Genomic DNA, 22343 nt, shown 5'->3' on the forward strand with positions numbered 1-22343 from the left:
CGACCCGTCGCATCAGTATTCGCGTCGCGAGTGAATCTTTTCACCCGGGCTCTCCTACCCCAGGTATGACTCTCTACGACCGTCTCTACGAGCTGTATGCGGAGTTCGACACGGAGACGCTCCGTGCGTACCGCGAGTTCGTCGATCTGTTTCCACCGCTGGACTCGCGCGTCGCGCTCGACCGATGGGACGAGGCGAACAGCGACCTCGCGGACCGCCGCGAGCGCATCGAGCGGGCGTTCGGCGACGGCGGGTCCACGCTCGCGGAGGTGGGGGCGATGGCCGACCGGGAGTCGTCGTTCACCGCCCTCGACCTCCACGGGAAGTACGGCCGTGCCCCCAACGCGCTCGTGCTCGACGTGGACGAGACCCTGCGCTCGGCGGGCGACACGGACAACGAGATCCCACGCGAGACGCTCCACCTGCTCACCGAGTTCGTCGAGCGCGGCGTCCCGCTCGTGATCTGCACGGGCCAGACCCTGGAGAACGTCAAGGGCTTTCTGATCCAGGGGCTCGGCAACGAGTTGGTCCACTCGGGCGACGTGTCCGTCGTCTACGAGGCCGGCGCGGGCGTGTTCACGCCCGGCAGCGGCGCCGACACCAAGCGGCTCCTGTACGACGACCTCGCGGAGGACGTCCGCGGCGTCGTCGACGACGTGCGCGACGGCGTGCTCCGCGAGGCGCCCGAGCGTGTCCGGCGCGGCTGCCACCTCCAAGGCAATGAGTTCAACGTCACCCTCAAGCCAAACTACGAGACCGGAAGCGACGACGCCGAGGCGGTGATCGACGAGGCGATGGTCCACCTGCTCGACCTCGTCGGCGGGGCCGCCGGCGAACGCCTCGACCTGGACGGCGGCCCCGCGGCCGCGAGGGCGTACTACGCCGCGGACGACCCCGAGATCGCCGGCGCGATCGATCGAGCGGGCGCGACCGCCGACGGCGACGTGCCGGACGCCGCGGCGACGCTGTTCGACCGGCTTGAGGTCGCCCTCTACCGCGCGGACGCGGCCGAGTTGGCCGCCGCTGACCTCCACAAGGCCGCCGGCGTCGAGGCGTCGCTGGACGTGCTCGGTGTCGACGATCCGTTCGTCTGCGTCATGGGCGACTCGAAGTCCGATCTCCGGGTGATGGAGTGGGCCGACGAGAGCGGAGCCGGCGTCGCGGCCGCGCCCGAGCACTCCTCGCGGAACGTGCTGGACCACGTGCGCGCGACCGACGACCTCGTGTTCGCGCCCGGGGCCGCCGCCGACGTGCTCCGGACGATGTACGCGTGGCGGTGTCTGGCGGACCTGAACGGGTCTGAGTGAGCGACCGTCGACCCCGCCGTTTGAAGCCCCCCGCCGGCCCTCGTAGTGGCATGACCGTCCGGATCATCGGCGCGCCGACCGACTACGGCCAGGACCGCCGCGGCGTCGACATGGGACCGTCCGCTATCCGCTATGCGGGGCTTTCGGACGCGCTGTCGTCCGCGGGCGTCGACGTGGCCGACGCCGGCGACCTCAGGGTTCCGCGCGCCGAGGAGCGCGACCCCAACTCCCGCCAGCCGAGCGAGGGGAACGCGAAGTTCCTTCAGGAGATCGAGGAGGTCACGACCGCGCTCGCCGACGGCGTCGCCGACAGCGTCGCCGCGGGGGAGACGCCGCTCGTGTTGGGCGGCGACCACTCGGTGGCGATCGGGTCGCTGCGCGGGAGCGCCCGCGACGCCGAGATCGGCGCGGTCTGGTTCGACGCCCACGGCGACTACAACACGCCGACGACCTCGCCCTCCGGCAACGTCCACGGGATGCCGCTTGCGGCGGCGCTCGGCTACGCCGAGTGGGACAGCGTCGACTGGGCGAACGCCACGGGCCTCCGCGAGGAGAACGTCGCGTACGTCGGCCTGCGCGCGCTCGACGACAGCGAGCGCGCCGCCATCCGCGACTCCGAGATGACCGCCTACACGATGTCAGACATCGACGAGCGCGGTATCACCGACGTGGTCGAGGCGGCGCTGTCGGTCGCCGGCGACGGCGTCGACGGCGTCCACGCCAGCCTCGACATGGACTGGCTCGACCCGACAATCGCCCCCGGCGTGGGGACGCCCGTCCGCGGCGGCGTCACCTACCGGGAGGCACACCACGCGATGGAACTCCTCGCCGAATCAGACGCCCTCCGCTCGATGGAGGTCGTCGAGGTGAATCCAGTTCTCGACGAATCGAACGAAACGGCGTCGCTCGCGGCCGAACTCACGTCCAGCGCGTTCGGAAAGCGGATTCTGTAAGCGGTCGAGCGCGGTTCGGGCGCACCCGACAGATTCACACTCGGCTCCCACCAGCCACCCGTATCCGCTGGAGCGACGCCTCGACCGACGACGACCTCCTTACCTACAGCCACGACTACGCCGCGTCCGCGGTCGCGACGTATGACTACCGGATCCCGTCGCTGTCGGTCGTCACGGACTGGCGAGTCTCTGGGCGCGCCAAGCGCCGGGCGGCGGTCGTGAGCCACCCGAGGGTCCCCGGCGCCGCCGTCGGCGATCCGCTCGACTGGGAGGCGGTTCGACGTGAGCACGGCGACCGCCTCCCGGGGCCGGACTCGCAGTTCGCGTCGCTTCGGGAGTGTCACCTCGTCTGTTCGCGCCGCGCGGCCGACACCTACGGCGAGGCGGAGTGGCGGCGCGTCCTCCGGCACGAACTCGTCCACGTCGAGCAGTTCGCCCGGTTCGGCGCGACCGGCCACGGCGCGTGGTTCCGCAACCGGGCGGCGGCAGTGAACACCGACCGCCACTGCCCCGCCTTCTACCGCGGCCGGTACCTGATCCGGTGTCGGGGATGCGAGACGGTCGTCGCGGATCGGTGCCGCCGCTGCCGGACGACGCGACTCGCGGCCCTCCCGGTGAGGGACCAACGCGACCGGCTCGCGCCCACCGACTGCTGCGGCGCGTACTACGAACTGGCGGACAGGCGGGAGGAGAAGTGACTGCGCCGGGGGCGGTTACGGAAGTGCAAAGAGAAAGCCCCGCCCTGCAGGGCGGGGATGAATCCGACAATTGATGACGCAATACACCGACGATCGCACGGCCTGATATTCTAACAGTTTCTTAAGATAGTACAGTCAATTACAGCTGTAATGGTCACTGTGACTGTTACCGCGAAGTTCCACAACCCATCCTTCTCACGACGGAAAGAGTGGCAACGCGCCTCTCGCCTCTACCGTGACACCAAGCAGTTCTGTATCGACGGATGGGAGAACGGCGACTTCGACAAGTCCGTGACCACCGCCAGCATCGACAACGACCTCTACTCGGCTATCCAAAACCAAGCCATTCGAGAGGCGAAATCCGACCACAGCACGAACGGAGAAGTTCGCTACCGAGAGAGTCAACCGTTTGCCGTCAACAACCAGAATTGGGAACTCGACACGACCGAGAACGGCACGGTCGTCGTCGGCTTTCCGTGCGTCTCCCAATGGTGGTACACTCCAATCGAAGTGTACGACGACATTGCTGACCCCGTAGATCAACTAGTCGAAGGCGACGCCGACAAGACTCGCCTACAGGTCTACCGTCGCGGAGACGACTGGTACTGTACGTTCAACGTCGAATACGACGCTGATACGTCGGGTGAAACGCCCGTCGGTGTCGATATTGGTGAACGACACATCCTCGCTGTGACCGCCCACGGTGAGGGCGAGTCGATGCTGGTGTCGGGTGGTGAGGCGAAATACGTTCGACGCAAATATCGTTCCCTACGCGAGTCGCTTTCGGAAGCGGGTGCGCTTCGCGCACGCAACCGTGTGGGTGACAAAGAACAGCGTCGAATCAAGGACATGAACCACAAACTCTCCCGTCGCCTCATCACGTTCGCGGAACAGTTCGAGAACCCCGTCATCAGGATGGAAGACCTCGAAGGCATCCGTGAGAACAGTTCGTGGTCGGGCGTTTACTCGTGGCACTTCCACCAACTCCAACAGTTCATCACGTACAAAGCCGAACGCACTGGTATTCGCGTCGAGAAGGTTGACGCCTACCATACCAGTCAACGGTGTTCGGATTGTGGTTCGATGGGAACCCGTGATGGCGACCACTTTTGGTGTACGGAGTGCGGTCGAGGAAGACACGCCGACCTGAACGCATCGGAGAACATTGCACAACGGGAGGGTGAACCATGCACGGCGTAACAGTTCGGCTGACGCGAACCGTGCTACCTCGCTGGTTGAATAGCCAGCCGTCGTCATCGGGCTACGCCCGATTGCTCGTGGAACTACGTTCCACGCTGTTGAGGCCTGCTGTATGCGGGGAGGAAGGCCCCATTGACAGGGCTATACGCGCTGAAAAGCACACCGTTGGTCACAACTCGGTGGCAACCTCCGATGTTCCACGCGAAAGCGTACTTGAGAACCGAGGAAACGCGCAACCTGAATATCCTCTTCGGGGAATCCTCGCCCTTTAGGGCGGGGAGGATGTCAATCGTTACTCGCCCTCGGCGTCGGTCGCGTCGACGCTCCGCTCGGCGGAGACGCGCTCGGACGGGTGCACGTCGATGGCGGCGACCGTGTCGCCTTCGTCCAGGTCCATCACGGTGACGCCCATCGTATTGCGGCCGATGGTCGAGATGTCCTCGACGCGGGTCCGCATGATCTGCCCGCCCGCGCTCATCGCGAACAGGTGATCGCCGTAGGTGACCGCCTCGACGGCGCACACCGGCCCGTTGCGTTCGTTCGTCTTGATGTCGATGAGACCTTTCCCGTTGCGGCTCTGGGTCCGGTACTCCGCCAGATCGGTGCGCTTCCCGTAGCCGTTCTCGGTCACGGTGAGCACCCAGTTGTGCTCATCCTCGTTGATGGCCGCGACGCCGGCGATGCGGTCGTCGCCGGTGAGCTTGATCCCGCGGACGCCGCGGGCGGTGCGGCCCATCGCGCGCACCTCGTCCTCGTCGAAGCGGATCGCCATCCCGTCGCGGGTGCCGATCACGAGGTCGCGCCCGCCGTCGGTCACCTCAACGTCGACGAGGGCGTCGCCGTCCTTCAGTTTGATCGCGCGGATCCCCGTCGAGAGGATGTTCTCGAACTCGTCGCCGGCGGTCCGCTTCACGTAGCCGCCCTCGGTGACCATCGTCAGGTACTCCTCGCCGTCGAGGTCGTCGCAGTTGACGACGGCGGTCAACTCCTCGCCGTCGTCGAGGTCGAGAACGTTCACCGCCGACTTCCCGCGGGCGGTGCGGCCCATCTCGGGCACCTGGTACGTCTTCAGCTGGTAGACGCGGCCCTTGTCGGTGAAGCACAACAGGTAGTCGTGCGTGGACGCGAGGAACACCGAGGAGACCCGATCGCCCTGCTTCAGGTCGGCGCCGATGATCCCCTTGCCGCCGCGGTTCTGGGCGCGGAAGTCGGCCGCGGGCATCCGCTTGATGTAGTCGTCTTCCGAGAGGATGACGACCGACTCCTCCTCCGGGATGAGGTCCTCGTGGGTGACCGATCCCGTGTCCTCGACGAAGCCGGTTCGGCGCTCGTCGTCGTACCTGTCTTTGATCTCGCGTAGCTCCGACTTGATCACGTCGAGCAGTTCCTGCTCGGAGTCGAGGATCTCGTTCAGCCGCTCGATGGTCGCCTGCACGTCCTCGTACTCGTCTTCGATCTCGGCGGCCTCCATCGAGGTGAGCGAGCCGAGCTGCATCCGGACGATGTGCTCGGCCTGCTCCTCGCTGAAGTCGTAGGCGTTGCGCAGCGCCGTCTTCGCGGCGTCGCGGTCCTCGCTCTCACGGATCGTCTCGACCACGTCCTCGACGTTCTCGAGGGCCTTCAGTCGCCCCTCGAGAATGTGCGCGCGGTCCTCGGCCTCGTCGAGATCGAACTGCGAGCGCCGGGTGACGACCTCCTTGCGGTGGTCGACGTAGTGTTCGAGCGTCTCCTTCAGCGTCAGGACCTTCGGCTGGCCGTCGACCAGCGCGAGGTTGATGACGCCGAACGTCGACTCCAGGTGGTGCTCCAGCAGCTGGTTCTTGACGACCTCGACGTTCGCGCCGCGCTTGAGCTCGATGACGACGCGCACGCCCTCGCGGTCGGACTCGTCGCGGAGGTCGGCGATCCCCTCGATGACGCCCTCGTTCACGTCGTTCGCGATGCGCTCGACGATGCGCGCCTTGTTCTCCTGATAGGGAAGTTCGGTGACGACGATGCGCTCGCGGTCGTTGCCGAACTCCTCGACATCCATCTCCGCACGGACTCGCACCCGGCCGCGCCCGGTGGTGTACGCCTCCCTGACGGAGTTTCGCCCGACGATGTTCGCGCCCGTCGGGAAGTCCGGCCCCTTCACGTGCTCCATCAGGTCCGCGACCGTGGCGTCAGGGTCGTCGATCAGCTCGATCGTCGCGTCGATCACTTCGCCGAGGTTGTGCGGCGGCACCTTCGTCGACATGCCGACCGCGATGCCGGTCGAACCGTTGACCAGCAGGTTCGGGTACGCGGCCGGGAGCACGTCCGGTTCGGTCAGCCGGTCGTCGTAGTTGGACGAGAAGTCGACGGTATCCTTCTCGATGTCGTCGAGCAGTTCCTCGGCGATGTTCGACATCCGCGCCTCCGTGTACCGCATCGCGGCGGCGGGGTCGCCGTCCATCGAGCCGAAGTTCCCCTGGCCGTCGACCAGCGGGTAGCGCATGGAGAACTCCTGGGCCATGTTGACCAGCGTGTCGTAGATGGCTTGGTCGCCGTGCGGGTGGTAATCGCCCATCGTCTCGCCGACCACCGAGGACGACTTCCGGTGACTGGTGTTGGAGGTGACGCCCATCTCGTGCATCGCATAGAGGATGCGCCGGTGAACGGGCTTGAGTCCGTCCCGCACGTCGGGCAGCGCGCGACCCGCGATGACCGACATCGCGTAGTCGATGTACGACTGCTCCATCTCGTCCTCGATGCGGACGCGGTCGACTTGGGCCGCCCGCACGTCGTCGGGGTCCACGTCGGGTACGTCGGAGCTCATCGAGACGCCTCCGTCGTCCCGTGGTCGGATCGCGTCGCTCCAGTCGCTCGCGTCGTCGGTGTCGCGTCGGTCATTGTCGTCTTCTGCATCAGATGTCCACCCACTCCGCCTCGGGGGCGTGCTCCTTGATGAACTGTTTGCGCGGCTCGACTGAGTCGCCCATCAGGACGTTGAACATGCGGTCTGCGGCCGCGGCGTCGTCGATCGTGATCTGCTTGAGCACCCGGTTCTCCGGGTTCATCGTCGTCTCCCACAGCTGTTCCGGGTTCATCTCGCCCAGGCCCTTGAACCGCTGGACTTGGTCGGGGTTCCCGTCGCACTTCTCCTCGACGATCGTCTCCCGCTCGGCCTCGGTCATCGCGTCGTAGGTGTTCCCGCGGTACCGGATACGGTACAGCGGGGGCTGGGCCGCGTACACGTAGCCCGCCTCGACGAGCGGGCGCATGTGCCGATAGAACAGCGTGAGCAGGAGCGTCCGGATGTGGGCGCCGTCCACGTCGGCGTCGGTCATCATGATAACTTTCTGATATCTTGATTCACTGATATCGAACTCGTCGCCGATGCCGGTACCGACGGCGGTGATCATGTTGCGGATCTCGTCGTTCTGGAGCACCCGGTCGAGGCGGTGTTTCTCGACGTTGAGAATCTTCCCCCCCAGCGGGAGGATCGCCTGAAACTCGGGGTTTCGGCCCTGTTTGGCGCTGTTGTGGACGAACACCCCAGATTCGAGCGCGAAGTTATGCGTTCCCGGCACCTCGATGTCGTACACGTCCGCGGTCTCGTCGAGCGACTCGACTGACTCGATACGGTGGTTATGCGTCTCGACGGCCCCTCTGAGCGCTTCCTCGTCGTCGAAAAACTTCTCGACGGTCGTCGCCTTCGTGAGGACGTTCGGATCGCCCTTCTCGCGCCGCAGGTCGTCGTAGTTGTCGAGAGTCTCCTCCGCTTCGAGGACCGTCTTCATGAACGGGATCGTGTTCTCGTAGTACGTTTCGTTATACGCCTCCATGCGGTCCTCCCGGAACTCCTCGGTCCACTGTTCTTTCGTCTTCTCGGCGCGCCATTCGCGGAGTTCCTCGTCGCTCCACTGCTCGTTGGCTGCCTTCCTGCGCGCCTCGATGGCCTCGGGGTGGTCCTCGAAGTACTGCTCGACGCGGTCGGACTGCTCTTCTCGATGCTCCTCCTCGGCCCAGTACTTGCGAGCTTCCTCGGTGAGGCGCTCACGGACGCGCTCTCTGTATTCGGGGTTGTTTTCGTAGTATTCTCGCCAGGCGTTCCGCATGTACTGTTCGTACTCCTCGTCTTCCCACTGCTCTTTCGCCTGTTCTCGGAGGACCTCGACGGTTCCGTCCTCACGCATCCGTTCGCTCATCATCTCCCGGAACTCGTCGGACCGCCTGAGTTCCCGGAGTTCCTGTTTCACCTCGTCGGTGTGGAGCGTCTTTGCAGCGTGTGCGCGGTGGAGTTCGAGATGGTTCTCTTTCGGAAGCCGGTCGACGTTGTCGGGGCGGTTGTTTCGCTTGTCGAAGTCGACGTGGTGTTTGTGGTCGCCCGCGTCTGCCTCGTACACGCCGTGTTCGAGGTTGTAACGGTCGGCGAGCAGATGTGTGAACTCCCAGAAGTCCCCCGTGAACAGCTGTTTCACCATCTCGTAGCCGTCGATAGTGATCCCCTCCTCGGAGGTGTCCGACGTCTTCCGATACAGCGGCATCAGCGACTGCCCGCCATCGAGATCCTGCGCTTCACAGTAGCTCCCGTCACGGAGCATGAATTCGTGGTCGGGCGTACAGCGGATCGACTCGCCGTTGTCGAGCGTGACCTCGACGAGCGACGCGTCCTCTTTCGTGACTCTGGGATGCTCGATGCGTTCGAGACCGATCCGTCCGTCTTCCGTGACGGTATAGCAGTAGTGATCCTCGCCGTTCGCCCGTTCCTCGACCAGCTCCTCGAACGTGATCGACCGTCCGGACGCCAGAGCGATCTCGGTGTCTCCCGTGAAACACCCCCCGGCGCTGTCACCCTCCACGATGAACAGTTCGGCGTCCTCGGGATCGCGAGACTGGCAGTCGGCCAGTTTACCGGGCAGCGCCGTCGACTCCAACGCGGACTTCCGTCGGGTGAGTTCCTCCGCCTGCTTGGCGGCCTTCCGGGCGCGGGCAGCCTCCGCGGCCTTGCTCACGATCGTCTCGGCGGTGTCGGGGTTCTCCTCGAAGAACGTGCCGAGGTGCTCGTGGACGGCGGACTCGACGATGCCGCGGACCTCCGAGTTCCCGAGCTTCGTCTTCGTCTGCCCCTCGAACTGCGGGTCGGGGTGCTTCACCGAGATGACCGCCGTCAGTCCCTCGCGGACGTCCTCGCCCTTGAGGTTGCCGTCGAGGTCGCCGATGAGGCCGTTGTCGTTGGCGTAGTCGTTGACGACGCGCGTCAGCGCGGTCTTGAACCCGGTGAGGTGGGTGCCGCCCTCGCGCGTGTTGATGTTGTTGGCGAAGGCGTGGACCGACCCCTGGAGCTCGTCGGTCGCCTGCAGCGCCACCTCCACCTGTACGACGCCGTCCTCGGCCTCCTCGTCGGCGTCGAAGTAGACCACGTCGCGGTGCAGCGGCGTGCGCGTCTCGTTGAGGTACTCGACGAACTCGCGGATGCCGCCCTCGTAGTGGAACGTCTCGACCTCGCCGTCGCGTTCGTCCGTGAGCGTGATCGTGACGCCCTCGTTCAGGAACGCGAGCTCGCGCAGGCGGTTCGCGAGGGTGTCGAACGCGAAGTCGGTGGTCTCGAAGATGTCCGTGTCGGGCCAAAAGCGGATGGTGGTGCCGGTGTCCTCGTCCGGTTCCATGTCGCGGACGCGCTCGAAGGCGCCCTCCTCGGGCTCGCCGTGGTTGAAGCGGTGGCGCCAGACGGCGCCGTCGCGCTTCACTTCGACCTCCAGCCAGTGCGAGAGGGCGTTCACCACGGAGACGCCGACGCCGTGGAGCCCGCCCGACACCTGGTAGGACTTGTTGTCGAACTTCCCGCCGGCGTGAAGGATCGTCATGATGACCTCCACGGCGGGGCGTTCGTACTTCTCGTGGGTGTCGACGGGAATGCCGCGCCCGTCGTCCGAGACGGAGACCGAGCCGTCGTCGTGGACGGTCACCTCGATTTCGTCGCAGTACCCCGCGAGCGCCTCGTCGATGGAGTTGTCGACGACCTCGTAGACCAGATGGTGGAGGCCGCGAGAATCCGTAGAACCGATGTACATCGCCGGGCGCTTGCGGACGGCCTGGAGGCCCTCCAGCACCTGAATCTGCCCGGCACCGTACTCACTATCCCCTGAATCTGACATAGGAACCTTACGCACCCCTAACGGAGCCCCGGTTATAAGTCCTCTCACGCGCGCGCGTGAGCGACCCGTGATACCGTCCGGTGGTCACACTCGTCCCGTCCCCTTGGGCTGATCCTCCGCGCGCTGTGTGCGGCTTGGGCGGCCTGAACGAGCGGTCAACGGGTCGCACCGCGTCCAGTCGCCGCAGGCGCCGACCTCACAGCGATCGCCTTCGGGGCGGTCGTTGTCGGTCGCCGCGCCGGACGGCCGTGTTCACATTCACTGCGGTGAGGACACGGTTATAACCCCGCGTCGGATAGGGGTTCCCACGAGAATGACGTCGTTCCAGTCGCAACTCGGCGAGGACCAGGGGATCGCCGACGAGCTGGCAGAGGGCCAGCGGGAGATCTCCATCGCCGAGTTCTTCGAAAAAAACAAGCACATGCTCGGGTTCGACTCGGGCGCCCGCGGGCTGGTCACCGCCGTCAAGGAGGCCGTCGACAACGCGCTCGACGCCTGCGAGGAGGCGGGCATCCGCCCCGACATCTACGTCGAGATCAGGGAGGTGGGCGACTACTACCGCCTGATCGTCGAGGACAACGGCCCCGGGATCACGAAGGAACAGCTCCCAAAAGTATTTGGAAAATTATTGTATGGTTCAAGATTCCATGCTCGTGAACAAAACCGCGGTCAACAGGGAATCGGCATCTCCGCGGCAGTGCTGTACTCCCAGCTCACCTCCGGCAAGCCCGCGAAGATCACCTCCCGCCCGAAGGGTGAGGCCGATGCGCAGTACTTCGAGCTGATCATCGACACCGATAGCAACGAGCCCGAGATCAAAGCCGAGCGGACCACCTCCTGGGACCGCTCGCACGGCACGCGCATCGAAGTGGAGATGGAAGCGAACATGCGCGCGCGCCAGCAGCTCCACGACTACGTCAAACACACCGCAGTCGTCAATCCCCACGCGCGCCTCGAACTCCGCGAGCCGGGGCTCGACGAGCCGCTGAAGTTCGAACGCGGCACCGACCAGCTCCCCGCCGAGACGAAAGAGATCCGCCCGCACCCCCACGGGGTCGAACTCGGGACGCTGATCAAGATGCTGGAGGCGACCGAGAGCTACTCAGTCTCCGGGTTCCTCCAGGAGGAGTTCACCCGCGTCGGCAAGAAGACGGCCGACAAGGTGATCGACAACTTCCGTGACCGCCACTTCGGCCGCGAACTCGGCTGGAGCGCCGACGAGGACGCCGTCGAGGCGGCCGTCGCGGAGGCGGTCTCGAACAAGGGCGCGGACGCGACCGACTTCTTCGCGAGCGAGGTCGCGAGCACGCTTGGCTCTCGGGAGCGCACGAGCCACCACGAACTCGTCGAGGTCGTCGACAACGTCGCCGACGCCGCAGAAGGCGAGTTCGACACGCGCTTTGGCGGCACGGTCCGTGACAACGCCGTCGAGGCCGCGTGGGCGACGATGACCGCCTACGACGAGGAGGTCGACGAGGACGAGCTCACCGGCGACCTGTACGGGCTCGTCGACGAGGCCACCTCGACCCGAAAGGACGACGCCGTCGTCGCCGGGATGGCCGAGCGCCTCGCCCGGCGGTTCGCCGCCGGCGACGAGCGGGTGCGCGCGACGCACGCCGGGGTGCGCGCGCTCGTGGACGAGGCGGCCGACGACACCGAAGAGTTCGACGACGCCACGTTCGGCGACACGGCCCGCGAGAACGTCGTAGAGGCGCTGTGGTCGCGGATGGTCACCGTCCCCGACGACGCGCCGAAGGTGCGCGAGACGGCCGCCGAGCGCGACACCGCCAGCGAGCTGCTGGAGTCGATGCGCGAGACGGACATCCTCGCGCCGCCGACGGACTGCCTCGCGCCGATCACCGACGAACTCGTCGAGGCCGGCCTGCGCAAGGAGTTCGACGCGGACTTCTACGCGGCGGCGACGCGCGACGCCGAGGTCCACGGCGGCGACCCCTTCATCGTCGAGGCCGGCATCGCCTACGGCGGCGAGTTGGAGGAGGGCGGACAAGTCGACCTGCTCCGGTTCGCCAACCGCGTGCCGCTCGTCTACCAGCGGGGCGCGTGTGCGACGACAGACGTGGTCAAGCGGATCGGCTGGCGCAACTACGGGCTCGACCAGCCCGGCGGCTCGGGGATGCCGAACGGTCCCGCCGTCATCATGATCCACGTCGCCTCCACGAACGTCCCCTTCACCAGCGAGTCGAAGGACGCGCTCGCGAACATCCCCGCCATCGAGGACGAGATCGAACTCGCGGTCCGGGAGGCGGCGCGCGAGCTCAAGAGCTATCTGAACAAGCGCCGCTCGATGCAGAAGCGCCGCGAGAAACAGGACGTGCTCGGGCGCATCCTCCCGGAGATGGCCGACAAGGTCGCGGAGGTGACCGGACGCGAGCGCCCGAACATCGAAGGCGCGATGGCGCGCATCATGAACAACGTCGGCGTCGAGCGCGAGCGCGACGGCGACACCGTCCGCCTCATCGTCGAGAACCACTCCGACCGCACTGAGGAGCCGGACGTGACCGATATCGTCTCCGCGGAGCCGACGGACGTGCCCGAGGAGGCGACCGTCGTCGACCTCGACGGCGAGTGGTTCGTGAAGTGGAACCCGAGCGTGCCCGGCGGCGAGGAGGCGGTGCTCGAGTACACCGTTGCCGGCGACGCCGAGTTCGACGTGAACGTCGATGGCATCGAGACCGAGAAGCTGACCGTGAACGCCTGATATGAGCGCAGACACACCCGAATCCGACACCAAGCTGAATGAAGCGGAGGCCCGCGAACAGCTGATCGATCTGGCGGCCGACATCTACGACCAGTTCGAGCGCGGCGACATCCCGCAGATGAGCCTGCCGACGCGGACGAAGAGCAACATCGTCTTCGACGAGGACAGCGGCGTGTGGGTGTACGGCGACCGCACGTCCACCCGCTCTGCCAACTCCGTGCGCGGCGCTCGAAAGCTCCTGAAGGCGGCCTACACCGTCGAGTTCCTCGCCCAGCAGTTGGACGAGGACCGCTCGTCGACCCTGCGGGAGCTGTACTACCTCTCGGAGTCGTGGGACTCCGACGAGGCGGGCTTCTCCGACCAGGACGAGTCGAACCAGCTCGTCGAGGACCTGGAGATCGTCTCGGGCGTCACCCGCGAGGACTTCCACATGCGCCCGGAGGAGTCCGGCGCGACACTGATGGGGCCGCTGGAGCTGCGCGAGCAGACCCGCCGCGGCGAGCGCGATATCCACTGCCAAGAGGACGTGGGCGAGGGGGGCTACCAGATCCCCAACAACCCCGACACGATCGAGTTCCTCGACCACGACATCGACTTCGTGCTGGCGGTGGAGACCGGCGGCATGCGCGACCGGCTCATCGAGAACGGCTTCGACACCGACTACAACTGTCTCGTCGTCCACCTGAAGGGCCAGCCGGCGCGCGCGACCCGGCGGATCACCAAGCGCCTCCACGACGAGCTCGACCTCCCGGTCGTGGTCTTCACCGACGGCGACCCGTGGTCGTACCGCATCTACGGGTCGGTCGCGTACGGCTCCATCAAATCCGCGCACCTCTCGGAGTACCTCGCGACGCCGGAAGCCGAGTACGTCGGCATCCGCCCGCAGGACATCGTCGACTACGACCTCCCGACGGACCCGCTGGCCGACTCCGACGTGAACGCCCTCGAATCGGAGCTGGAGGACCCGCGCTTCCAGACTGATTTCTGGGAGGAGCAGATCGAGCTTCAGCTCGACATCGGCAAGAAGGCCGAACAGCAGGCGTTGGCCGCGCAGGGGCTCGACTTCGTGACGGACACGTACCTGCCGGACAGGCTCGGCGACATGGGCGTCATCTGAGGACCGGGCAGACGCTCGTCGACGGGCGCTACTCGGTCGACTCGTCGAGCGCGACGGGGATTGTCCGCTTCGCCACGTCGCTCGCGAACCCCGCGGAGTCCGCTTCGAGGAACGCCTGCGTGTTGTAGTGGATCGGGACAACCAGATCCGGGTCCATCCGTGCTGTGAGGTCGGCCGCCTCGGGCCCGCCCATGCAGACAGAGCCGGAGATGTTGGCGAGAAACAGCGACACGTCCAGCTCGGCGAACGCGTCGAGCGCGTCGGAGTCGCCGGGCCAGAACACCGAGGTGCCGATCGCGCCGACCGTGAAGCGGTAGCCCACGCCGAACCCTTCAGGGTGCGGCACGGAGCCGTCGTCGGCGGCGTGGGGGCCGTCCGGTTCGTTGTACGCCGGCATCGACCACACGTCGCCGACGCCGTCGACGGCGACGTGGTCGGCCTCGCCCACCCGGACGACCTCGAACGGCAGGTCGTCGACGGGCGTCACGTCGCGGTCGATGCGCGCGGCGTCGACGCCTTCGTACACGACGACGGTGGCGTCGTCGGCGGCGACGCGTTCGATCCCCTCGGAGTCGTAGTGGTGGTCGTGGGTGACGACGACGAGGTCGGCGTCCATCGGCCGGTGGTCGGTCGCTCGCGGGTGGGCGGCCTGCTTCGGGTTGCCGCCGCCCGGGGGGGTCCACTCGCCGGTGAGCACGCCGTAGCGGCCGGGGTCGGTGTAGGCGACGGTGCCGTCCTCGCTCTCGACGCGCGCGGTGGCGTAGCCGTACCACGTGACCCGCAGGTCGTCGTGTCGAACGGTCATGCCTGGGGGTGCGGGCGGGAGGCGCCTATACGTACCGCTCCGCGAGCGGGCCGGCCGAGAAGCCGAGGGTGAACACGAGGAGCACGGTGGCAAGCGCCGCGAGGCGGAGCGTCGCCGACAGCGAGGAGCCGCCGGCGGCGACGGCGAGGGTCGCGATAACCGCCGCGGCGGTTGCAGCGCCTAGTAGCACTTGGAGCGGGTACTCCGCGAGGAGGCGAAGAGCGTCCATACCCCTCGCAGGATCGCGCCGGAGTAGTGTCTTGTCACTCGTCGCCGACGAGCCGTCGGACTCGCTGGAGACCGTCGGCGTCCGCGGGCGCCTTGTCGTCGCGGACCGCAAGGAAGCGCGGGAACCGGAGCGCGTACCCGGAGTCGTACCTCGGCGAGGTTTGGATCTCCTCGTAGCCGACCTCAAAGACCACTGCGGGGGCGAGCGTCACGGTCTGGCCGGACTCCGTGCGCACGTGCGGCTCCAGCAGGTCGGTGAGGTCGGCCAACTCCTCGTCGGTGATGCCGGTCGCGACGTTGCCGACGGTCGCGTACGCTCTCTCGTCGTCGTCACTGTCGTCGACGCGGACGCTCACCTCGAAGGTGCCAAACAGCTCCGCGCGGCGTCCTTCGCCCCACTCGGCACCGGTGACGACGAGATCGAGCGTCTCCACATCGGGCTTGCGCTTGAGCCACTCCCTCCCGCGGGTTCCGGGGTCGTACGTCGATTCGGGGCGCTTCAGCATCACACCTTCGTGGCCGGACTCAAGCGTCTCGGACTCGAACGCTTCGATCTCCGCGGCGTCGTCGGAAACGAGCAGTTCCGAGACGCCGTCGTCGAGCGCCTCGCGGAGGCGGTCGTGGCGCTCGGCCAGCGGCGCGTCGAGCAGGTCGTCGCCACCGGCGTGGAGGCAGTCGAACGCGCGAAGCTCGACGCGCACCTCCTCGCGCATCCGTTCCACGTCGTGTTTGCGACGGAAGCGTCGGAGGATCTCCTGAAACGGGAGCGGCTCGCCGTCGTCGTCGACCGCGACCGCCTCGCCGTCGAGGATCGCCGGCGGGCTCGCGTGCTCGCGCACGTGCTCGACCAGCTCGGGGAGCGCGCCCGTCACGTCCTCCATGTTGCGCGAGTAGATCGAGACGGGGCCGCCGGCGTCGCCGGCACCGACGGCGCCGCCGGACCGGTCGTCCGGCTCGTCGGCGGCTCGGTCCTCGTAGTGGATCTGCACCCGCGCGCCGTCGTACTTCGTCTCGACGGCGACGGCGCCCCACGCGTCGAGCGCGTCGGCGACGGTCCCCGCCTGCGCGAGCATCGAGCGGACGGGTCGGCCGACCGACAGGGAGACGCCCCGCAGCCCCGCCTCGCCCTCGTCGCGGGCGAGTTTGGCGACCCGGCCGTGATCGTTCGTCACCTGCAGCGCGCGCTCGACGAGTCCGACCACCTCCTCCGTGCGGTCGTCCTCGCCGCGCTCCTCGGTCGGTGTCGTTACGGACGCGTTGAGGAACGCCTCGGCGGTGGCGTCGCGGAGGGTGCCGGAGCCGACGCCGATCCGCATCTCCCCGAGGACGAGCCTGGCGAGGTACCTCGCCTCCGTGGGGTCGGCGCGCGTGAACAGGCCGAACAGGGCGTCCTCGCGGAACGACTCGCTCCCGCCCCCGGTCGCTTCCGCGACGGCGACCAACTCCCCGTACACCTCTCGGACGGTGAGGGCGCTTCCGCCGGCGCCGGGAGCGTCATCACCGCCGCCGGCGAACGCGGCGAGTCCCGTCTGTCCGCCGAGGTCGAGGTCGGCCGCGACGGCGCCGATATCGCCGGTCTCCGCGAGCCGCTCCTCGATGTCGTCGGCGGTGACGTTCGCGCCGGCCGCGCGGGCCAGCGCCGCGTGACACAGCGACGGCCCGACCGAGAGGGTCCGCTCGTCCCAGCCGGGAAACACCGCCCCCCGGAGAAAGCGCGCGACGATCGGCAGGTCGTCGTCCGCGTCCGTCCCGTCGGCTGTCGCCGTCTCACCGCCGGCCGAGCGGTGCTCGGGACCGTCACCGGCAGCCGCGAGCGCGTCCGCGACGAGCGCAACGGTTGCCAGGTCCCCCGGCTCGGCGGCCATCTCGTCGGCGCGATCGGCGAACGTGGCGAACTTCATGCCCGCTCAGAGTCGGGCGGCGAGAATAACTCCGACGACTCGCAATGGTCCGGGCCCGGACCGCCGTCCGGGTGCCGCTCACCCGGACGAAAGCTCGTCCAGCCCCGAGTCCAGATCTTCGGCGGACGGATCGGCGGCGTCGCGGCGGATCGACAGCTGTTCGTCGAGCCACCGCTCCTGCTGCTCTTGCCCGCCGATCCCAGCCAGCGGCTCGATCGTCTCCGCGCCGGCCGCGGTCATCCGGCTGAGGAGCCCGCCGCGCTCCTTCAGCGCGTCGCGCATCGGCCGGTCCGCGAAGACGACGACGCGCTCGTACTCGTGTTTGCGGACGCGGGAAGCCACGTCCGCGACGGCCTCCATCGACCACCGCGCCTGCGCTGCCGGCTCCAGCTCGGTGAACTCGCGGTCGACCCCCTCGACCTCCTCGTCCGGGTCGACCACGCCCTGCCCCTCCGCGAGGACGACCCATTCGTCGCTGACGAGCTCGGCGAGCTCGGCCTTCTTCGTGAAAAACGCCGTCGCGTACCGGTCGACGGCTTTTCCCCTCCCCCGGAACGGACAGGCACCTGCCTGCACGAGCCCAAACGTCTCCATATCGACCGATCCCTGAATATATTTATAAATCTTGGTTCTCGATTCCGATAGGCGCGAACGAGTGCCCGACGGCTTGAAGAGTGCCGCGGGACCATCGGGGGACATGACTGACGCCGACCGGGATCTGGCCGCGCGGATCCGGGGCGTGTTGGAAACGGACCCCGAGGAGTTCCGCCGGCGGGCGGAGGCCGACGCGGAGACGGTGAAAGCGGAGCTTCGCGACGGCACGTTCGACAATCACCAGTCGATCATCGGACTCGAATACGAGTTCTACGCGGTCTCGGAGGGTCGCTGGCGTGGGAGAGACCGCGACTGGGAGCGGACCGACGGCGCCGCCGGCGACGTGCCGCACCTCAGCAGGGTTCCTCGTCGCCTGCTCGAACTCATCGGCTTCGAGAAGGAGTTAGGCCTGCACAACGCGGAGATGACGACCAGCCCGCAGCCGCTCAACGCCGCCGGCGTGCGCGCGCAGGTCGCGGAGGTCCGCGCGCGCCTGCAGGCCGCTCAGGAGACCACCGACGCTGAGGGAATGCGCCTCGTCTCGGACGCGATGTGGACCGTCCCGCCGGTCGGCGAGACCGCCCGCGAGTACCTCGCCGACTCCATCGAAGACGACGGCGTCCGCATCGCGACCAACATGAGCGACGCCGTCCGCTATCACGCGATGGCCAACGGTCCCGGTCCGGGGACGTTCGCCGTCGACGCCCCGCACGTCGACTTGGCGGCGGATACGGTGATGCCCGAGAGCCTGATCACCTCCATCCAGCCCCACTACCAGGTCGCCAGCGCGGAGGACATCCCCCGCTATCACACCCTCGCGCTCCGGGTCGCGGGCCCGCTGCTCGCGCTCGGCGTCAACGCTCCGTTCTTCCCCCTGGACCTGTACGCCGACGACGCGAGCGCGGAGGCGATCCTGGCGGACGGCTGGCACGAGAACCGCGTCGCCGTCTTCGAGTCCGTCCTCAACGAGGAGGGCGCCGAGAAGGTGGCATTCCCCGAGGATCTCGACAGTGTCGAAGAGGCGGTCGACCGCGTCGCCGCCGACCCGACAATCGTGCCGATGCCGGCGACCGACGGCGACCGCTTCGACGACGCGTTCGCGACGCTGCGCCGCAAGCACGGCACCTACTGGCGGTGGGTGCGTCCCGTCTTCGACGGCGCTACCCGGTCGGCGGCGAACGCGCGAATCGAGTTCCGGCCGATCCCCGCACAGCCGACCGTCCACGATTCGTTCGCGTTCCTGGCGGCGTTCGCCGGCTTGCTGGAGAGCCTGCCCCGGCGACGCCACCCGGTGTACGACCTCGACTGGGAGACCGCCCGCGACAACTTCTACGCGGCGGTTCGCGACGGCATCGACGCCGACCTCTCGTGGATCACGACTGACGGCGTCGAGACGACCGACGCCGACGCGATCTTCGGGGACCTGCTGTCGCACGCCGAGGCCGGACTCGAGGATGTCGGCCTCTCGGAAGCCGAGGCGGAGTCGTACCTCGACCCGCTCCGCTGGCGCGCGAGGACGAGACTCACGCCCGCCGCGTGGAAACGTCGCCGGGTCCGCGAGCGTCTCGACGACGGCGCCGACTTCGCCGAGGCGGTTGGCGCGATGCAGCGGACGTACGTGGAGCGCCAGCGGGAGACGCTGTTCGAGGGGACGTTCGCCGACTGGATCGTCGAATAGCGCGGCGACCGGCACGCTTCAGGATCACCGGGCGGTCCCGGCCGGAACGCCGTGCGGACGCCGCCACGCCGTCGGGTCGTCCCCTCATCGAGTTGTCCACTCCTCGGACGCCCGCGAGTCAACAGCCGATGTGAGTGGTCGAATTCGGGCCGTCCTCGTCGTCTCGGCCTCCCTCGTGTCGGTAGGTGTTTCGCTTGTCTGTGAGACACACGTCGCCGTCGTCGACGGCGATCTCGACGGCGGTCAGTGTCGTCCCCGCAGCCTCGCCGTTGTCGCAGTCGCCCGCGCAGGCGTCGAACATCGACCCGTGCTTCGGACGGATGATCTCCCCGTCCCGCATCGCCGCGCCGCGGCCCCGGTCGAGCCGATGGTACTCGTGGGGGCAGACGTTGACCCACGCGCGGACGCCGGGCTTCTCGTCACACCGGACCAGGATCACCTCGCGGTCGGTGCCGTGGAGGTCGCTGACGGTGAACAGGTGCGAGCCGCGCTCCGGTACCTCGTCGATCGACGTGATCCGCGCGCCGGGGGCCATCGATCGGGCGTTCGCTGCCGGGGTGCAAAAACGTCGGTACCCCGTCGCTTCGGGGGCAGAGCGGCGGATCGGAGTCGCAAAGAAGGGAGCGCTTAGGCGGTGAGTTCGCCGATCTCCTTGTGCTTCGTGATCTCGACGCCCTCGTCGGTTACGACGCACATATTGATCCCGTTGCCGGAGGCGGTGTCGCGCTCGACGGCGGACTTGATCGCGCGGGCGGCGACGCGCTTCGCGTCCTCGATGGACATGCCTTCGTCGTACTCCTGTTCGAGCACGCCGAGCGCGAACTGCGAGCCGGAGCCGGTGACGGTGTACTCCTCCTCGGTCATGCCGCCGGCGGCGTCGATGGAGTAGATGTGGGCGCCCTCGTCGTCGATGCCGCCGAGGATGGGCTGGACGATGAAGAACGCGCCCGAGCGCAGGAGGTTGCCGGTGAGCGTCGACAGCGCCTGCATGCTCATGTCTTTGCCGCGGCGGGTCTCGTAGAGGTTCGTCTCGGCCTTCAGCGTCTGGATGAGGTTCTGCGCCGCCGAGACCGAGCCCGCGATGGTGAGCGCGCCCGTCGGGTGGATCTGCTCGACCTTCTGCACGTCCTTCGAGGAGACCATGCGACCCAGCGAGGCACGCATGTCGGTCGCGAGCACGACGCCGTCCTCCGTTCGCAGGCCGACGGTCGTGGTTCCGGTCTTCATCTCGCCTTCGCCGGTCGCCTGTGCGCGGCGCTCGTCGGCGTTGGGGAACTCCCCGAGTTCCGGCCCGAACACGGTTTCGTCGCCGCCGATGGCGTCGAGGTCCGCGAGGTCACTAGATGGTCGCATTACACATCGATTGGGCGGCGCCGCTGATAAATGCACCCTTTGAGGAACTCAGCCGACGCGACGCCATCTCCCGGTCTCGGCGACCGCTACTCGTCGGCGGACTCCCCTGCGGCGTCGACAACTGCCTCGTAGGCGTCGTGAATGCGGGAGACCATCGCTCCCATCGGGAGTCGCACTCCGACCTTGCGGGTGAGGAGGACGAGCGGGAACGCGAGGATCCCCGTGAGCACGGTCAGGTGGTGGAGCGCGTGAACGCCAGCGCGGTGGGCGGCTCGGACGGCGTGAGTCATACCGGTATCACCTGGTGGAGCCGTCCCCACTGATAAGCGTGTCGGCTCGCTCGGGAACGCCGATCTGGTCGCTGTCATGCGGTTCTCCCGTCGACCAGGGGACCGAGGATCGTCGTCCGGTTCCCGCCGCTGAGAGTCGGACGTTTCGACGGATTGACGCACGGGTTGCTCATAACCTATGGCGAACCCGCAGGTTCGGTGCGCGTTCCCATCCCGTCGGCGTCGAGCGCGGAAATGGAAACAGTGAACCGACTCGCGCGGCTACTGAGCGGCCGTAATGAGACGGAGTCGGTCACCGACGACGCGCGCGCGCCGAACCAACGGGTTATTGTCCGCACGCCGGGGAGGTGTGCTGTGAGCAACTATCTCGTCGCGCTCGAGGCGGCCTGGTTGGTGCGAGACGTGGAAGCGATCGACGACGCGATCGGCGTGGCGGTCAGCGAAGCGGGCGGGCGACTCAACGAGGCGAACAAGGAGTTCGTCGACGTGGAGGTCGGCGCGACGCCGTGTCCGGCCTGCGGGGAGCCGTTCGACTCGGCGTTCATCGCCGCGTCGACCGCGCTCGTCGGACTGATGCTGGAGATCGAAGTCTTCAACGCCGACAGCGAGGAGCACGCCACCCGCATCGCCAAAAGCGAGATCGGCGGCGCCCTCCGCGACGTGCCGCTCGACGTGATCGACGTGATCGAGACCGAGGCGGACGACGAGGACGAGTAGGCCGCGACGACGGGTGAACGTCCCCGGCCCGCGACCGAACGCTTTTTAATTACCTCGGGTAATCACTCGGGTATGGAACTCCCGACGCCGCAGGACCTGCGCGAGCGGCGGACCTCGCTCGATCTGACCCAGAGCGCGCTCGCCGAACGCGCAGACGTGTCGCAGCCGCTCATCGCCCGCATCGAGGGCGGGGACGTGGACCCGCGACTGTCGACGCTCCGGCGCATCGTCGAGGCGCTCGACGAGGTCGAGGGCGACGTGGTTCGCGCCCGCGACATCATGCACGAGTCGGTGATCAGCGTCGCGCCAGACGACTCCGTGCGCCACGCCGTCGACCTGATGGAAGAGGAGGCGTACTCCCAGCTTCCGGTGATCCAAAACGGAACTCCCGTCGGCTCGATCTCCTTCTCGGACGTGAATCAGGCCGGCGAGGACGCCGCGGATCTCCCGGTCAGCGAGGTCATGTCGGAGTCGTTCCCGCCGGTGAGTCCGGGCGCCACCGTCGACGAGATCCGGAATCTCCTGGAGCATTACAAGGCGGTCGTCGTCACCGACGGTGGCGACGCCGTCGGGATCATCACCGAGGCGGACCTGGCGGCGCAGCTGTCCTGAGCGGGTCCCGAACACGAGCCGTCGGTGCGGTCGTGCGCTCCCCCTTGCGGGC

The 22343-nt window shown here is 67.5% G+C and carries 18 protein-coding genes; 9 read left to right on the top strand and 9 right to left on the bottom strand.

What is annotated here, in order from left to right; translation table 11 throughout:
* Positions 1 to 65: 65 nt before the first annotated feature.
* The 4 genes from BUE16_RS10510 to BUE16_RS10525 all read left to right on the top strand — a co-directional run bounded on the left by BUE16_RS10510 (position 66) and on the right by BUE16_RS10525 (position 4158).
* Entirely contained in the window at positions 66 to 1307 is a 1242-nt protein-coding gene (locus tag BUE16_RS10510; protein WP_073309389.1) for an HAD family hydrolase, read from the top strand.
* Between the two features lie 50 nt (positions 1308 to 1357).
* A complete protein-coding gene (gene rocF, locus BUE16_RS10515) occupies positions 1358 to 2260 on the top strand; it encodes an arginase (RefSeq protein ID WP_073309391.1) in 903 nt (300 codons plus the stop codon).
* A gap of 218 nt (positions 2261 to 2478) precedes the next feature.
* Positions 2479 to 2958 (top strand): SprT-like domain-containing protein, encoded by a 480-nt coding sequence (locus BUE16_RS16715; protein ID WP_073309393.1) that lies wholly within the window; start codon positions 2479 to 2481, stop codon positions 2956 to 2958.
* Positions 2959 to 3108: 150 nt separating this feature from the next.
* Complete coding sequence (locus tag BUE16_RS10525; protein WP_073309395.1) at positions 3109 to 4158, top strand: RNA-guided endonuclease InsQ/TnpB family protein; 1050 nt, start codon at positions 3109 to 3111, stop codon at positions 4156 to 4158.
* 292 nt (positions 4159 to 4450) lie between these two features.
* Here BUE16_RS10525 and gyrA read toward each other — a convergent pair whose 3' ends face one another.
* Positions 4451 to 6955 carry a DNA gyrase subunit A gene (gene gyrA / locus BUE16_RS10530; protein ID WP_073309397.1) on the bottom strand — a complete coding sequence of 835 codons (2505 nt, stop codon included), beginning with the start codon at positions 6953 to 6955 and terminating at the stop codon, positions 4451 to 4453.
* 88 nt (positions 6956 to 7043) lie between these two features.
* Entirely contained in the window at positions 7044 to 10277 is a 3234-nt protein-coding gene (gene gyrB / locus BUE16_RS10535; RefSeq protein WP_073309399.1) for a DNA topoisomerase (ATP-hydrolyzing) subunit B, read from the bottom strand.
* A gap of 313 nt (positions 10278 to 10590) precedes the next feature.
* Here gyrB and BUE16_RS10540 point away from each other — a divergent pair, with 313 nt between their 5' ends.
* Together BUE16_RS10540 and BUE16_RS10545 are read left to right on the top strand one after the other, a co-directional pair.
* Positions 10591 to 12996: a DNA topoisomerase VI subunit B gene (locus tag BUE16_RS10540; RefSeq protein ID WP_073309401.1), complete on the top strand. Its 2406-nt coding sequence runs from the start codon at positions 10591 to 10593 to the stop codon at positions 12994 to 12996.
* A gap of 1 nt (position 12997) precedes the next feature.
* Complete coding sequence (locus BUE16_RS10545) at positions 12998 to 14113, top strand: DNA topoisomerase IV subunit A (protein ID WP_073309403.1); 1116 nt, start codon at positions 12998 to 13000, stop codon at positions 14111 to 14113.
* A 28-nt stretch (positions 14114 to 14141) separates the two neighbouring features.
* Here BUE16_RS10545 and BUE16_RS10550 read toward each other — a convergent pair whose 3' ends face one another.
* The 4 genes from BUE16_RS10550 to BUE16_RS10565 form a co-directional block, all read right to left on the bottom strand.
* Entirely contained in the window at positions 14142 to 14918 is a 777-nt protein-coding gene (locus BUE16_RS10550) for an MBL fold metallo-hydrolase (protein WP_073309405.1), read from the bottom strand.
* Between the two features lie 25 nt (positions 14919 to 14943).
* The gene (locus BUE16_RS10555) at positions 14944 to 15147 is read right to left on the bottom strand and encodes a hypothetical protein (RefSeq protein ID WP_073309407.1); all 204 of its coding nucleotides are present in this window, start codon (positions 15145 to 15147) and stop codon (positions 14944 to 14946) included.
* A gap of 34 nt (positions 15148 to 15181) precedes the next feature.
* Positions 15182 to 17047 carry an ATP-dependent DNA ligase LigA gene (gene ligA, locus BUE16_RS10560; RefSeq protein WP_073309409.1) on the bottom strand — a complete coding sequence of 622 codons (1866 nt, stop codon included), beginning with the start codon at positions 17045 to 17047 and terminating at the stop codon, positions 15182 to 15184.
* A gap of 78 nt (positions 17048 to 17125) precedes the next feature.
* The gene (locus tag BUE16_RS10565) at positions 17126 to 17641 is read right to left on the bottom strand and encodes a DUF6884 domain-containing protein (protein ID WP_073309411.1); all 516 of its coding nucleotides are present in this window, start codon (positions 17639 to 17641) and stop codon (positions 17126 to 17128) included.
* 103 nt (positions 17642 to 17744) lie between these two features.
* Between BUE16_RS10565 and BUE16_RS10570 the strand changes: the two genes are divergently transcribed.
* On the top strand, positions 17745 to 19319 hold the full coding sequence (locus tag BUE16_RS10570) for a hypothetical protein (RefSeq protein WP_073309413.1): 1575 nt from the start codon (positions 17745 to 17747) through the stop codon (positions 19317 to 19319).
* Between the two features lie 118 nt (positions 19320 to 19437).
* Here BUE16_RS10570 and BUE16_RS10575 read toward each other — a convergent pair whose 3' ends face one another.
* The 3 genes from BUE16_RS10575 to BUE16_RS10585 form a co-directional block, all read right to left on the bottom strand.
* On the bottom strand, positions 19438 to 19854 hold the full coding sequence (locus BUE16_RS10575; RefSeq protein ID WP_073309415.1) for a Rieske (2Fe-2S) protein: 417 nt from the start codon (positions 19852 to 19854) through the stop codon (positions 19438 to 19440).
* 92 nt (positions 19855 to 19946) lie between these two features.
* Positions 19947 to 20672: an archaeal proteasome endopeptidase complex subunit beta gene (psmB, locus tag BUE16_RS10580; protein WP_073309417.1), complete on the bottom strand. Its 726-nt coding sequence runs from the start codon at positions 20670 to 20672 to the stop codon at positions 19947 to 19949.
* 86 nt (positions 20673 to 20758) lie between these two features.
* On the bottom strand, positions 20759 to 20962 hold the full coding sequence (locus BUE16_RS10585) for a hypothetical protein (protein ID WP_073309419.1): 204 nt from the start codon (positions 20960 to 20962) through the stop codon (positions 20759 to 20761).
* A gap of 354 nt (positions 20963 to 21316) precedes the next feature.
* Here BUE16_RS10585 and BUE16_RS10590 point away from each other — a divergent pair, with 354 nt between their 5' ends.
* On the top strand, positions 21317 to 21679 hold the full coding sequence (locus tag BUE16_RS10590) for a DUF555 domain-containing protein (protein WP_073309421.1): 363 nt from the start codon (positions 21317 to 21319) through the stop codon (positions 21677 to 21679).
* Between the two features lie 72 nt (positions 21680 to 21751).
* Entirely contained in the window at positions 21752 to 22291 is a 540-nt protein-coding gene (locus BUE16_RS10595; RefSeq protein WP_073309423.1) for a CBS domain-containing protein, read from the top strand.
* Positions 22292 to 22343: the final 52 nt, after the last annotated feature.

The organism is Halobaculum gomorrense (assembly GCF_900129775.1).
GTDB lineage: Archaea > Halobacteriota > Halobacteria > Halobacteriales > Haloferacaceae > Halobaculum > Halobaculum gomorrense.